The following is a 13716-nucleotide window of genomic DNA, read 5'->3' as shown; positions in this document are numbered from 1 at the left end:
GTTGGCATCGATTCTGATCGCTGAAGATGAGGCGCGCATCGCGACCTTCGTCGAGAAGGGCCTGCGGGCGGCGGGCTTCGCGACGCGCGTCGCGCCGACGGGAACCGAGGCGCTGCATCTGGCGCAGAGCGACGAGTTCGATCTGCTCGTGCTCGACGTGAACCTTCCCGGCATCGACGGGTTCGCCGTGCTGGAGGCGTTGCGCGGCAGCGGTTCGCGGATGCCGGTGATCATGCTGACGGCGCGCGTCGAGCTGCACGACACGGTCGCGGGGCTCGAGGGCGGCGCCGATGACTACCTCGGCAAGCCGTTCCGTTTCGACGAACTGCTGGCCCGGATCCGGTTGCGCATGCGACGCGACGACGACACCGGGGCGGTGGTGACACTGCGGCACGGCGAGTTGGAGCTCGATGTGCGCACCCGGCGCGCGCGGGTCGGCACGCATTCGGTGGAGCTGTCTTCACGTGAATTCTCGTTGGCCGAGGAGTTCGTGCGCAATCCGGGGCAGGTGCTCAGCAGGGAGCAGCTGCTCAGTCGCGTGTGGGGGTACGATTTCGACCCGGGTTCGAACGTGGCTGACGTGTACGTCGGGTACCTGCGGCAGAAGCTCGGGGCCGGACTGATCGAAACCGTGCGCGGGGTCGGGTATCGCCTGGTCTGACGGCGCCGTCACCGCGCCGCGACGTCGTCCTGGTGGACGACGCTCGGACCCTCGGGGGTCGCCTCGACGGTGAGCTGCCCGGGGATCTGCTCCTTCATCGCTTCGACATGGCTGATGAGCCCGACGGTGCGCCCGCCGGTGCGCAGTTCGTCGAGCGTGTGCATCGCCAGTTCGAGGGTTTCGGGGTCGAGCGACCCGAACCCTTCGTCGATGAAGAGCGTATCGAGCCGGATGCCGCCGGCACGCGAGGTGACGACTTCGGCGAGACCGAGTGCGAGCGCGAGGGATGCGAGGAATGTCTCGCCGCCCGAGAGCGACTGCGGTGAGCGTCGGAGGCCGGTGTGGGCGTCGAGCACGTCGATGCCAAGTCCGGATGCGGCACCCCGCGCAGCACGTGCGTCGGAGTGGTGCAGGCTGTAGCGCCCTGACGACATGTCGGCGAGGCGCAGGTTCGCGGCGACGACGATCTCTTCGAGTTCGGCGGCGAGGACGAAGGTCTCGAGGTCCATCTTCTTGGTGTTCGGGGCACGCCCGGCGACGGTGTCGGCGAGCCGGGTGACGGCGGCGGCGTCGTCGGCAACAGCGGCCACTGCGGTGTGCGCGCCGTCGATCTGCTGGATGAGGTCTCGCAGACCCGACGCGAGATTCACGGCGTCGCGTTCTGCCGCGACCGCTTCGCTACGGTGCGCGTCGGCGGCCTCGTGCGCCGCCTCGGCAGCGACGACGTCGACGGCTGCAGGGTCGATGTCGACCGCTGCCAGTTCGAGGTCGAGCAGACGGGCCCGGGTGGCGGCGAGGTCGCCGTCGTAGGCCGCGAGGCGCTGGTCGAGTTCGTCGCGATCGGCCGGATCGCGCACTGCCGCCACGACCTGCTCCACGTCATCGAACGGCGATGCGGCGACCCGTTCGTCGCGCTCCGCCTCGGCCGTCTCGGCGGCGCGTCGGCGCTCACCGTGCTGCTCGTCGGCCCGCACGGCGGCGCGGGCGAGGTCGCGGAGCGATTCGGCTGCGGCGACGCGGGCGGCGACCGTTTCGAAGTCGCCGCGGGCTGCGTGCACCGCATCGCGCCGCGCGGCGACGGCGGCGTGCCGGCCGGCGTGGGCCTCTCGGGCCGCGGCGATCTGCAGCGTGAGCGCCTCTCTGGCGGTGTCGGCCGCCGCGGCGAGGTCGTCGAGTTCGGCGCGTTCGCCGGCGAGACGCTCGGCGTCGGCCGCCGCCGCGACGGCCCGGTCGACTGCTGCCGCAGCCGCGTCGCGGGCGGTCGCGAGTTCTTCGGGCTGTCGCCCACCCGCCGCAGCGGCTGCGGTGGCCGCGGCGCTTCGTGCTTCGCGCGCGGCGGCTTCGGCGGCGCGTTCGGCCTCTGCCGTACGGGTGCGCAGGGCCTCGGCGACGGCGATGTCGTCATCGGTGATCGGCGCACCGTGGTCGGCGGGTGCCGGGTGGGTGGTCGAGCCGCAGACGGCGCACGGGGTGCCGTCGACGAGCGCGGCGGCGAGTTCGCCCGCGTAGCCGTCGAGTCGGCGCCGCAGCAGGTCAGACAGCGCGGTTGCGGCCGCGGCCGCGACTTCGCTCGCGTCGGCGTAGGCGATGTCGGCCGCGCGTGCCGTGGTGGCAAGGCTTGCGGCCTGCTCGGCGGCGGTGTGCGCGTCGCGGAGTTCGCGCAGGTGCTGTTCGTGATGTTCGCGCGGTGCGGCGAGGTCGCGTGCGACGCGGAGCGCATCGTCGATCCGTTGCCGCTCGGCGGGGACGAGCGCGCCCTGCGCGAGCAGCTCGTCGCGTTCACCGGTCAGCCGGTCGATGTCTGCCGCCGCTGCCGCGAGCCCCGCTTCATCGGCGGGAAGCGCGAGTTCCTGTGCCAGGGCGGCCGACCAGACGGCGAGTTCGCCGGTGATCCGCTCGTCGGCGGCGCTCGCGGACTCATCGGGTGCGACCGCGCGCCATGCCGACGTGGCGCGTTCGCGTTCGCGTTCGGCCGCGGCGAGATCGTTGGCGGCGCGCTCGGCTGTCTCGATGGTGCCGCGGAGCACGTCGGCCGCACGCGCCGATTGGAGTGTCTTGCGGTCTTCCGCAATCTCGTCGGTGCGAGCGTCGAGCTGGGTCATCCGCTCCCGTGCGAGCGCGAGATCTGCCAGAGTCCGCGCCCGTGCGACATTGTCGGCGAGCGCCGCGGCTGCAGCAGTCGCCCGTTCGTCTGCGTCGCGACGGCCCTGCGCTGCGACTTCGGCGCGGTAGGCGGCACGACGTTCGGCTCGGGCGGCCGCCTCACGCCGTCCGGTCAGATCGTCGGGACGATCGGGATCGCCGTCGACGTTCAGATCGGCGGTGTCGATGCGCTGTTCGACGAGGTCGAGGAGGGTCGCAAGACGCTCCCCTGCCGTGTCGAGCGATCGCTGGGCCTCTCGGCGCCGCAGATCGAGGTCGTCCTTGTACTGCTCGAATCGGCGGGTGCCGAACAGGGTGCGCAGCAGTTGCTGCCGTTCGTTGTTGCCCGCGAGGAGGAACCGCGAGAACTTGTTCTGGGCGAGCAGGATGACCTGTTGGAACTGCTGCGCGTTGAGTCCGAGCACCTCATCGAGCAGGTGCGCCGCTTCGCGGGCGCGCGCGGCACAGCCGATCCAGGCACCCTCTACCAGCTCCTCAATCTCGACGTGCGCCGGTTCGACCGTCACACCGCCGCCCCGTTTGGCCGGCCGTTCGTAGTCGGGCGCACGCGTGACGCGCCAACGTGCCCCTCCGACGGTGAATTCGAGCCGCACTTCGGTCGGATCGTCGAGGTGGCAGTGGTCGCTTCGCAGTCGTCGGTCGCCGCCGTCGTAGCGGGGCACCGAGCCGTAGAGCGCGAAGCTCACACCGTCGAGGATGCTGGATTTTCCGGCGCCGGTGCGGCCGGTGATGAGGAACACGCCGTCGCCGTCGAAGGCGTCGAAGTCGACGACCTGCCGCTCACGGAACGGCCCGAACCCGGTCAGTTCGAGCCGGTGCAGCTTCACGCGTGCGCCTCGGCGAGCGCTTGCTCGTCGAGCAGGTCGCGCAACAGGTCGCTCTCGCGCTCGGTTGCACCCTCCCCGGCGCGCACATGCACGAGGAACGCCTCGATCAGTTCGCGATCGGTCTGCGCGGCCCGCACGCGCTGCACGTAGGTGCGGGCGTCATCGTGCTCCTGCTGTTCGGGCAGGTGCACGACCGACGCGCAGTGCGGAAAGCGAGCCTGCAGCCGGCGCAGCGGGTCGCGCTGCGGCAGGGTGTCGGTGTACTGTGCGCAGACCCACGCGGCTTCGTCGGCCGCGAACCGCTCGTCTGCGAGAAGGTCTTCGAGCGACGCGGTCAGCGTCACGAGTCGGCGCGGCACGGGAAGTTCGAGCCAGGTCGCCTCGCCGAAGCCTTGGGCGTCGATGTCGACGAGCCACGAGCCGCGCGGCTTGTCGCCCTCACCGAAGCTGTAGTGCAGCGGTGCACCGGCGTACCGGATGTGCGGCGCGAGCTGCTGCCTGCCGTGGATGTGGCCGAGCGCCATGTAGTCGACGCCGTCGAACGTCTGCAGCGGAACCACATCGAGGCCGCCCTGTTGGATGTCGCGCTCGAGGCTCGGCGTCGGAGCGACGCCGGCCGCGAAGCAGTGGGCGATCGCGACCGACCGGCCGCCCCGGGCCGCGAGGTCGGCGCGGACGAGGTCCATGGCGTGACCGAGCGCGGCGGCCTGCGTGCGCACGCCCGGCCACTGGTGGCGCACGAGCGCGGGCTCGAGATACGGAATGCCGTACACGTGCACGGGACCGTGCTCGTCGCTGAGGGTGATGGGGGTGCCCACCTGCTGGGTGTCGGTGAGGACGTGGATGCCGTCGCGCAGGAGTCCTGCCTGAAACCCGAGCCGAGCCGCGGAGTCGTGGTTGCCGCTCGTCACGACGACGGTCGCACCCGCGTCGCGGAACGCGGCGAGCGTGTCAGTGAGCAGCGGATAGCAGCCCGCAGAGGGGGTCGCCGAGTCGAAGACGTCGCCGGCGACGATCACGAGATCGACATCGTGGGTGCGCACCTGCTCGGTCAGCGCCTCGAGCACGCCGCGCAGCGCATCGAGCGTGGAGTGACCGTGGAAGGTCCGCCCGATGTGCCAGTCGGAGGTGTGCAGGATGCGCATGTCCTCACGGTACGAGCAGCCTCCGACATCCCTCCCCAGCCGGGTCGGCGCGTGGCCGAACCGGCGGTGTCAGTCCGCAGATTCCAAGACCTGCACGGTGGGCAGGTCTGCCGGCGCCCACGCCAACTCGCGCAGCCGCGCAACGGGGAGCCACACGAGCTCGGAGTGCTCTGAAGCGATCGGCTCACCCGCGATGAGCCTGCAGCGGTACGTCGTCAGCTCGATCGACACGTGCGGCGCGTCGTGCTTCGCTCCCGTCACCTGCTCGCCCACCGCGATGCGGCACGCGAGCTCTTCAGAGATCTCGCGGATGAGCGCCTCGGCATCCGCTTCACCCGGTTCGACCTTGCCGCCGGGAAACTCCCACCACCCGGCGAGCGGACCGCCGCCGCGACGCGCGCACAGCACCAGCCCGTCGCGCTCGATGACGGCGCCGACGACGGGAATGAGCGGTCGGGTCACCGTTGCAGACTACGCGCCGATTGCCGTCACGACGCGATGCGGGGCGCGTACCGTCCGCTCTTCTCGGCACGGGCGCGGGCCTTGGCCGCCTCTTCCTCGCGATTCTTCGGCGGGCTGACCGCCACGAGGCCCTCGAGCAAATGCCGCGTCGCGTGCGCGATCTCGGCGACGGCGTGGTCGAAGGCGGCCTGGTTCGCCTTCGACGGCTTGGTCGTACCCGCGATCTTGCGCACGTACTGCAACGCGGCAGCGTGCACCTCGTCTTCTGAGGCGGCGGGCTCGAAGTTGTGGAGCGTGTGGATGTTGCGACACATGCGGGCCACGGTACGCCGCGGACGCGGATCCGACCAGGCGTACGCTCGAATCCATGTCATCCGCCACCGATCCCGCGCGTCGCCTCGCCGAGATCCGCGCTGCGGCCGAGCGGATGCTGCGCGATGCGCGTTCGCAGGCGCAACGGCGGTTGCAGCGGCTCGGCGCCGACGCCGACCGCACGATCGACGTCCTGACCGGCGTCCCCGTCGTCGACGGTCCGATCGAGCAGTTCCGCCACGCCGGCGCGACGTTGATCGCCGAGCAGCGCGGCGACACCGCATCCGACACGACCTTCGTGCTCGTGCACGGCATCGGGATGGGGCGCAAGGTCTTCGCCGACCTGACGCACCGGCTGCAGTCCCACGGGCTCGTGATCGCCGTCGACCAGCCGGGCTACGGGGAGGCGCCCGAGCCGAAGCGCACCCCGACCATGGCCCGCACCGCCGACCTGCTCGCCGCCTAACTGCGACACGTCGACCGGGGCCCGGTCGTGCTGATCGGCCATTCGATGGGCGCACAGGTCGCGGTCGAGACCGCCGCACGCCACCCCGAACTCGTCGCCAGACTGGTGCTGGTCGCCCCGACCGTCGACCCGCGCGGTCGCCAGGCGCGCACGCAGTTGTGGCGGCTGGGCGTCGACCTGCTCGACGAGAGCCCGAAGGTGCTGCTACTGGGCGCGCGCGAATATCTGCGCGCCGGGCCTCACCTGCGTCGCAAGATGCGCGCCATGCTCGTCCACCGGCCGGAGGACGCGCTCGGTGCGATCACCGCGCCGACACTCGTCATGCGCGGCGAGCACGACCCCGTTTCACCGCGCGAATGGTGCGAGCAGATCGTCGCCGGCGTGGCGGACGCGAAGCTGTACGAGGTACCCGGGCGCGGCCACGAGACGCTCATCCGTGACGCCGCGCCGGCGGCATCCGTCATCGTGGGCGACGGCGAGCGCTGACGTCAGCCGGCGCGTCGTTCGACGAGGATGCCCGAGCGCTGCGGGTTGGCGGCGAACCAGTCGGCGACGTACCAGCAGACCGGACTGACCCGGCGCTCGCCGGCCTGCTCGAGGTGCGCGACGGCGCGGTCGACGAGTTCGCCCGCGTATCCGCTCCCCCGGAATGTCGGGATCGTGTAGGCGCGGGTGAGGGCGACCGTTCGCCCGTCGTCGCGGTAGTCGAGCACGCTCACGAGGTCGGAGCCGTGATGGAGCGTGTAGCGCGACGCGTCGGGTTCGTGCGCGAACTGCAGTTCCGTCATACCCACACCGTACGCCGCACGTCGGACCTTGCGGATGCCGACGCAACCCGATTGAGCACTCTGTCACATTCCGTCACGAATCCGCCGCGCCTGCTACGCGGTTTGACACGTTCAGACACGATTCGTCATAATCGTCCCCATGACTGACATCGCACGCACTCTGTCCGCCCGGGAGGCGAACGGAACCGTGGGCATCATGATGCCTGCGCGCGATGTCATGTGTTGCCGAATGTGTCGCTGACACGGTGATCCCCGCCGGGTCCTGCCGCTTCTGAACGCGCAGACCCCCGAGGCACCCGGATACGCCCGCGCACAACGCGGATTCCGGTTGCCTCGCACATCGGCCGCATCGGCCACCAGGCAACACCGCCCGAACCCGCTTCCGGCATTTCGCCCGGGTTCCGCCCCGAAGGACATCCTCATGTCGACCACCGCGCTTCTCTCCCGCCCCTCAACACCCCGTCACCTCCACGCCGTCGAAGAGGTTGCGGCCTCCGCAGCCGCGGCATCGCCCTCGTCCGGCCTGCCCACCGGAACCCTGCCTCGCGGCTTCGCCCTGTACGTCGGCATCGATGAGGTCAAGGCCGCCGCCGACGGTGTCAGCCTCTCGACCCTGGTCACCGCGCTGCGCCGCACACTGGCGGAGCTCGCCCCGCACGCCGAGTCCTACGCGACCGTCGCGCTCGCCCCGGCCGCCGCCGGTGGACGCGACGTCGACGTCGTGCGCCTCGCACTCCACGAGCCCAGCGCCGTGGCCCGCACCAAGCCCGAAGAGCCCGAGATCGACCACGTTCCCGGTGGCGTCACGATCGACATCTCGCGCCGCCGCGTGCACATCGACGGCGAGTCGGCCGCGCTCACCTTCAAGGAGTTCGAGCTGCTGCAGTATCTCGTGCTGCGCGAGGGCCGCACGATCGAGCGCACCGAGCTGGTTTCGTCGCTGTGGAGCCACGCGACCGACGAAGAGGTGCCCGGCGAGCGTACGATCGACGTGCACGTGCGTCGCCTGCGCTCCAAGCTCGGCCGCTACGAAGACATCGTGCGCACCGTGCGCGGCGTGGGCTACCGCTTCGACCGCCACGCCGACGTCGTCATCCGCTACGGCCACGGCACGCCGTCGCCCGACCGCTTCTGAGCGCCGACGCCGACATCGCCGAGCCCGACACGCGGGGTCGGCGATGTCGGCGTGACGGCGTAAGGTGACCGCATGACATGGATGGGGCGGATGCCGCTGGCCACAGCGCACCGACCCGCACCGCAGCACGAGCGACCGGTCGAAACCGAGTTCCGACCGCGACAGTCGATCGACGTGTGGCGGGCCGTCAGGCCGCAGCAGCGCGGCGGACAGGATCCGTCGCAGACGTCGACCGCCGGTGTCATCTGGCGAGCGGTCCGTACCCCGCAGGGGGTCGCGACGGTCGCGATCCGTCCGGAGCGCACGCGCACACGCGCGGCGGCGTGGGGACCCGGCGCCGACTGGGCACTCGAACAGCTCCCCCGTCTGTGCGGCGCCGACGACGATCCGACCGGCTTCGACGCGTCGCGGCATCCGCTCGTCGCAGCCGTGCACCGCCGCCACGGCGACCTTCGGATGGGGGCGACCGACCTCGTCTTCGACGCGCTGGCCTCGTCGATCTTCGAGCAGAAGGTGACCGGCATGCAGGCGTTCGGGGCGTGGCGCGCGATCCTCACGTGGTTCGGCGAGCGCGCGCCCGGGCCGACCCCGCGGCCGATGTTCGCGCCGCCCGGCGACTGGAATCTCGTGCCGAGTTGGGGGTGGCATCGTGCGGGGCTCGAGCCGCCGCAGTCCCGGACGGTGGTGGAGGCCGCACGCCGGCGTGCGGCGATCGAACGAGCCGCGTCGCAGGCGGAGACCGGGGCCGACCGCGACAGGGTGCTCACGAGCCTTCGCGGCGTGGGCGTGTGGACGGCGGCCGAGACCCGCATCCGTGCGTTCGGAGACGCCGACGCCGTGAGCTTCGGCGACTTCCATCTGGCGCACGAGGTCGGCTACGCCCTGACCGGCAGCCGCGTGGACGATGACGGAATGCGTGCGCTCCTCGAACCGTGGGCGGGGCACCGGCAGCGGGTGATCCGTCTCATCGGACTGAGCGGTGCACGCGAGCCCCGTCGCGCACCGCGGCTGCACCCAGAGGACCACCGTTCACGCTGACCCCGTTGCGGGTGTCGGAGGTCGGGTGGACACTGTTCGCGGCGGCGCACCGGGCGTCGACGCGAACGGAGGCATCACGGTGAACCTGAACCCGTACATCTCGTTCCAGGGCACGGCACGGGCCGCCCTGGAGTTCTACCATTCGGTGCTCGGCGGCGACCTGCAGGTCGACGACTTCACTGCGTTCCCCGACATGGGGATCGACCCGTCAGAGACGCACCTCGTCATGCACGGTCAACTGACGACCGACGACGGCCTCGTGCTGATGGCCTCGGACACGCCCAGCAGCATGCCCTACGCAGCCCCCGCCGGCATCTCGGTGTCGCTCAGCGGGGACGACGCAGATCGCCTGCAGGCGGCCTGGGACGGACTGTCGGCGGACGGCACCGTCACCATGCCGTACGAGACACCACCGTGGGGCGGCAAATTCGGCATGTTCCAGGACAAGTTCGGCATCGACTGGATGGTCGCGCTCAACGGGCAGGCCCCCGCATCCTGACCCGCCCCGCAAGGCCCGACGACGCCTAGGCTGGACACATGACGGGTCGAGACACAGGCTGGCCGCGCGGTCGCATCGGGTGGTTGGCTGGCACCGTTGTGTTGCTGGGGCTCGGGGTGCTGATCGGACTCATCCTGCAGAGCGTGTGGCTGGGCGTCACCCTCGCCGTCATCATCTCGATCGGGTGGCTCATCGCCTATGAATCGTGGCGGGGGCGCACCCCCGGCCTCGACGACCCGTTCGACGACGGCGCCCGCCTCTGACACCCGGACCGGGGCGGCCGCGGGGTCAGTAGTAGACGGCGAGGCGCCCGCGCGGGCCGTCGACGACGTCGACCTGGGTGTCGAAGATGTCTGACAGCACGTCACCCCGAATGATCTCGTCGGGCGTGCCGAAGGCGACGACCTTGCCGTCCTTCATGGCGCACACCCGGTCGGCGTAGTGCCCCGCGAAGTTGATGTCGTGCAGCACGACGACGATGGTGCGGCCGAGCTCTGTGGCGGCGCGGTGCAGATGGCGCATCATCTGCACCGCATGCTGGATGTCGAGGTTGTTGAGCGGCTCGTCGAGCAGCACGTAGTCGGTGTCTTGCGCAAGCACCATCGCGACATACGCCCGCTGCCGCTGCCCGCCCGAGAGCTCGTCGAGATAGCGACCCTCGAGCCCCTCGAGACCGAGGAAGTCGATCGACCGGTCGATGATCGCCTCGTCGTCGCGGGTGAGCCGCCCTTGCGAGTACGGGTACCGTCCGAAGCCGACGAGCTGGCGCACCGTGAGCCGTGTGACGAAGTGGTTCTCCTGCCGCAGAATCGCGACGACCTTCGCGAGCTCGCGCGACTTGGTCGACGCGATGTCGTGGCCGCCGACCGAGATGGTGCCGGCATCCGATTCGAGCAGGCGTCCGATCATCGTGAGCAGGGTCGATTTTCCGGCGCCGTTGGGCCCGATGAGTGCGGTGATGCCCCCGGCGGGCAGGTGGAGGTCGACGGGGCCGATCGCGACGTCGGTGCTGTAGCGCTTCTCGACGGCGGTGAGCGAGATCACAGGCGTCCCTTTCGCAGCAGGTGGATGAGGAAGAAGGTGCCGCCGACGATCTCGACGATGATGCCGACCGAGCCGGCCGCGTAGAAGATGTGCTTCAGCACGAAGTAGGCCCCGCCGAGCACGACGACACCCAGCAGCCACGCCATCGCGAACATGCGACGGTGATCGTACGTGTCGGCGAGTTGGTAGGTGAGCATCGCGACGAGGAACCCGAAGAACGTCATCGGCCCGATGAGCGAGGTCGAGACCGCCATGAGGATCGACACCATCAGCAGCGCCAGGATCGAGTCCCGCCGCTGCGAGACCCCGAGGTTCAGCGCGACCGGTCGACCGAGCGCGAGCACGTCGAGGCGGCGCCCGCCCCACCACAGCGCTGTGACCGCGAGCCCCGCCAGCGGCACGGCGATCGGCAGGTACGTGACGTCGGCGTTGGCGACGCTGCCGATGAGTCTGGCCATCAGCAGGTCGAACTCGGTCGGCGTGAGCATGCGCTGCAGGAACGTCGAGAATGCGGCGAGCGCGCCGCCGAGGATGATGCCGACCAGCAGCATGATCTGCACGTTCGCGTACCGGCCCGACAGCAGCCAGCCGTACAACAGCCCCGAGAAGGCGAGCATGACGAGAATCTGCAACAAGTAGGGACCGGCCCCCTGCACCATCAGCGCCCCCGCCGCACCGAAGAAGAAGATGGCGGCCGTGGAGATCGCGGTGTAGAGCGATTCGAAGCCCATGAGCGACGGCGTGACGATGCGGTTGCCGGTCACGGTCTGGAACGTGATCGTCGCGATCCCCTGGCACAGCGCCACCACGAGGATCACCGCGAGGCTCGACACCCGCAGCGCCGCGATGCGCCAGAACCCGTCGCTGCCGGCCGGGGCCGGGTTGTCCCACGCGAGGATGCCGACGGCGATCAGCACAGCGGCGATCGCGAGCAGGAGCATTGTGATCCGGTAGCGGCGGGCATGCGCAGGGGTCGGGAACGGACCCGACCAACGACGGGTGTGCGGGGCGGTACGCGCGTCAAACACGGCGACGCTGCCGGAGCAGAAGAGTGATGAACACGACCGAGCCGATCATGGCGAGGATGAGTGAGACGGGCACCTCGAAGGGCATGTTGATCACGCGCGCGACGATGTCGCACGCCGTGATCAGCGCGATGCCGCCGAGTGCGACCCAGGGCAGGTTCGAGCGCAGGTCGTCGCCGCGGATGAGCGAGACGACATTCGGGACGATGAGTCCGAGGAATGGCAGGTTGCCGACGACGACGGTCACCACACCGGATGCCAGCGCGATCAGCGCCGTGCCGATGAGAACGACGCGCTGATAGTTCACGCCGACGTTCGTGGCGATGTCCTGCCCGAGCCCGGCGATCGTGAAGCGGTCGGCGGCGATGAACACGGCCACGACGACGATCAGCACGGCCCACAGCGGCTCGTACTGCCCGCGCAGCACCGAGGTGAACGAGCCGGTGAACCAGATCGCCATGCTCTGCAGCATGTTCGTCGACAGCGCGATGAAGGTGGAGATCGCACCGATGACGGCGCCGAGCATCATGCCGACGATCGGGACGATGATCGAGGAGGTCAGCATGACCCGTCGGAGGAACGCGAAGAACAGCATCGTGCCGACGAAGGCCATCGCGACGGCGCCGATCATGCGGACCATCAGCGGCGAATCGGGGAACAGCAGCATGACGAACAGCAGCCCGAGGCCCGCCCATTCGGTGGTGCCGGTCGTGGTGGGTTCGACGAACCGGTTCTGCGTGAGCTGCTGCATCACCAAGCCGCACATCGCCATCGCCGTACCGGCGAGAATCAGGCCGACCGTGCGCGGGATGCGGGTGATGAGGAACATCTCGCCACCGTCTGCCTCGCCGACGACGTCGTACACACCGACGAACAGCGACACGGTGACGAGCGCGCCGACCCCGAGCACGCCGAGCAGCAGCGGCCAGGTGAACAGGCGGCCTCGGGCGCGGCGTGGTGTGGCGGTGGCGGTGGCGGAAGCGATGGTCATGGGTACCTCGTCGGGAGCGTTTCGTCTCGCTGCGCTCGCTCAACGACCGGATGCAGGGCCGGTCGTCGAGCGAGGAGCGCAGCGACGAGACGAAACGTCGAGTGGGCTCAGCCCTCGAGCGCGTCAGCGAAGGCGTTGAAGAACGCCGTGTACGTCTCGATGCCCTCGTTGAGGTACGTGCCTGCGGGCATGTACACGATGTTGCCCTCAGAGACCGCGGTGACGTTCTGCAGCGCCTCGGACTGGCCGATGAGGTTGTTCGCCGGCGTGTAGGCCTCGTCGGTGTTGGCGCTCACGCCGGCGTCGCGGTCCATGACCAGAATCCAGTCGGGGTTCGACGCGGCGATCGCCTCGACCGAGATGTCATCGCCCTGGTGCTCGCTCGAGCCTTCGACCTCGAGCGCCGGGGTCAGTCCGAGGACGTCGAACACCGGGCCGAGCGTGCGACCCGTGGTGGGTGCGGCGTAGTTGATCTCGCCGCCGGAGGTGATGACGGCCATGACCGAGTCGCCCGCGTCGTACGCAGAGGTGACGCGGTCGATCGACGCCTCGAAGTCGGCGACGAGCTGCGCGGCCTCGTCCTCCTTGCCGAAGATCTCGCCGAGCACGGTGACCTGGCGGATGAGCTCGGCGTCGAACGCCTCGCCCTCGCGGGGGTCGAGCTCGACGATCGTGGCGTCGGGCACGAGCGTCTGGAAGTCGGCGTAGTAGCTCTGGAATCGCTGCCCGTTGATGATCAGGTCGGGGTCGGCCGCGACGACGGCCTCGAGGTCGGGCTCGCCGTGGTTGCCGAGGTTGATGACGTCGGCGCCCTCGGCCTTGTACGAGAGGTCGGCCGGGAAGATGTCGAGGGGCGCTGCGACGATCTCGACACCCCAGCTGTCGAGCGTGACGATCGTGCGGTTGTCGGTGGCGACGACACTCGTCGGCGGCACGGTGACGGTCTGCGTGCCGTGGTTGTCTTCGACGGTGATGGTCGTCGGCTCGGCGGCTTCGGTCTCGGACGAGGCGGGCGTCGTTGCGCTGGCACAGCCCGCGAGGCTGAGCGCGAAGACGGTGCCGATGGCGAGGACGGCGGAACGGGAACGGCGCGAAGGCATGGATGGCCCCTCTGGTGACGGTGTGTGCTTCGGTGCGTGCCGGGTGTGCCGCTGCGACGA

At 70.0% G+C, this 13716-nt stretch carries 16 protein-coding genes; 7 read left to right on the top strand and 9 right to left on the bottom strand.

From position 1 onward, the window contains the following. Position 1: 1 nt before the first annotated feature. Positions 2-661: a response regulator transcription factor gene (locus AC3ENX_RS00155; RefSeq protein WP_434809808.1), complete on the top strand. Its 660-nt coding sequence runs from the start codon at positions 2-4 to the stop codon at positions 659-661. 8 nt (positions 662-669) lie between these two features. Here the strand turns inward: AC3ENX_RS00155 and AC3ENX_RS00150 are convergent, their stop codons facing one another. The 4 genes from AC3ENX_RS00150 to AC3ENX_RS00135 form a co-directional block, all read right to left on the bottom strand. After that, entirely contained in the window at positions 670-3651 is a 2982-nt protein-coding gene (locus tag AC3ENX_RS00150) for an AAA family ATPase (RefSeq protein WP_434809807.1), read from the bottom strand. After that, entirely contained in the window at positions 3648-4796 is a 1149-nt protein-coding gene (locus AC3ENX_RS00145; RefSeq protein WP_434809806.1) for an exonuclease SbcCD subunit D, read from the bottom strand. The genes AC3ENX_RS00150 and AC3ENX_RS00145 overlap by 4 nt, the downstream gene beginning before the upstream one ends. A gap of 69 nt (positions 4797-4865) precedes the next feature. Then, a complete protein-coding gene (locus AC3ENX_RS00140) occupies positions 4866-5258 on the bottom strand; it encodes a (deoxy)nucleoside triphosphate pyrophosphohydrolase (RefSeq protein ID WP_434809805.1) in 393 nt (130 codons plus the stop codon). 26 nt (positions 5259-5284) lie between these two features. Beyond that, positions 5285-5572 carry a DUF2277 domain-containing protein gene (locus AC3ENX_RS00135; protein ID WP_434809804.1) on the bottom strand — a complete coding sequence of 96 codons (288 nt, stop codon included), beginning with the start codon at positions 5570-5572 and terminating at the stop codon, positions 5285-5287. 53 nt (positions 5573-5625) lie between these two features. On the opposite strand from AC3ENX_RS00135, the gene AC3ENX_RS00130 reads away from it, so the two are divergent. Both AC3ENX_RS00130 and AC3ENX_RS00125 read left to right on the top strand, forming a co-directional pair. After that, on the top strand, positions 5626-6036 hold the full coding sequence (locus tag AC3ENX_RS00130; protein WP_434809803.1) for an alpha/beta fold hydrolase: 411 nt from the start codon (positions 5626-5628) through the stop codon (positions 6034-6036). Beyond that, positions 6037-6522, top strand: a complete 486-nt coding sequence (locus AC3ENX_RS00125) for an alpha/beta fold hydrolase (RefSeq protein ID WP_434810364.1) — start codon at positions 6037-6039, stop codon at positions 6520-6522. It abuts the gene before it with no gap. 2 nt (positions 6523-6524) lie between these two features. On the opposite strand, the gene AC3ENX_RS00120 is transcribed toward AC3ENX_RS00125, so the two are convergent. Further along, entirely contained in the window at positions 6525-6824 is a 300-nt protein-coding gene (locus AC3ENX_RS00120; RefSeq protein WP_434809802.1) for a GNAT family N-acetyltransferase, read from the bottom strand. A 421-nt stretch (positions 6825-7245) separates the two neighbouring features. Between AC3ENX_RS00120 and AC3ENX_RS00115 the strand changes: the two genes are divergently transcribed. The 4 genes from AC3ENX_RS00115 to AC3ENX_RS00100 all read left to right on the top strand — a co-directional run bounded on the left by AC3ENX_RS00115 (position 7246) and on the right by AC3ENX_RS00100 (position 9759). Next, entirely contained in the window at positions 7246-7959 is a 714-nt protein-coding gene (locus tag AC3ENX_RS00115) for a winged helix-turn-helix domain-containing protein (RefSeq protein ID WP_434809801.1), read from the top strand. 72 nt (positions 7960-8031) lie between these two features. Continuing rightward, positions 8032-8997, top strand: a complete 966-nt coding sequence (locus tag AC3ENX_RS00110) for a DNA-3-methyladenine glycosylase family protein (RefSeq protein WP_434809800.1) — start codon at positions 8032-8034, stop codon at positions 8995-8997. Positions 8998-9022: 25 nt separating this feature from the next. After that, a complete protein-coding gene (locus tag AC3ENX_RS00105; protein WP_434809799.1) occupies positions 9023-9496 on the top strand; it encodes a VOC family protein in 474 nt (157 codons plus the stop codon). Positions 9497-9534: 38 nt separating this feature from the next. Beyond that, positions 9535-9759 carry a hypothetical protein gene (locus tag AC3ENX_RS00100; RefSeq protein WP_434809798.1) on the top strand — a complete coding sequence of 75 codons (225 nt, stop codon included), beginning with the start codon at positions 9535-9537 and terminating at the stop codon, positions 9757-9759. A gap of 25 nt (positions 9760-9784) precedes the next feature. Here the strand turns inward: AC3ENX_RS00100 and AC3ENX_RS00095 are convergent, their stop codons facing one another. From AC3ENX_RS00095 to AC3ENX_RS00080, 4 genes are all read right to left on the bottom strand, one after another. Then, on the bottom strand, positions 9785-10540 hold the full coding sequence (locus AC3ENX_RS00095) for an iron ABC transporter ATP-binding protein (protein ID WP_434809797.1): 756 nt from the start codon (positions 10538-10540) through the stop codon (positions 9785-9787). Further along, a complete protein-coding gene (locus AC3ENX_RS00090; protein WP_434809796.1) occupies positions 10537-11481 on the bottom strand; it encodes an iron chelate uptake ABC transporter family permease subunit in 945 nt (314 codons plus the stop codon). The genes AC3ENX_RS00095 and AC3ENX_RS00090 overlap by 4 nt, the downstream gene beginning before the upstream one ends. Before the next feature lie 79 nt (positions 11482-11560). Continuing rightward, on the bottom strand, positions 11561-12556 hold the full coding sequence (locus AC3ENX_RS00085) for an ABC transporter permease (protein ID WP_434809795.1): 996 nt from the start codon (positions 12554-12556) through the stop codon (positions 11561-11563). Between the two features lie 107 nt (positions 12557-12663). Beyond that, complete coding sequence (locus AC3ENX_RS00080) at positions 12664-13656, bottom strand: siderophore ABC transporter substrate-binding protein (RefSeq protein WP_434809794.1); 993 nt, start codon at positions 13654-13656, stop codon at positions 12664-12666. Positions 13657-13716 lie beyond the last annotated feature (60 nt).

This window comes from Microbacterium sp. bgisy189 (genome assembly GCF_057707225.1).
This window is presented reverse-complemented; position numbering and strand designations above follow the sequence as displayed.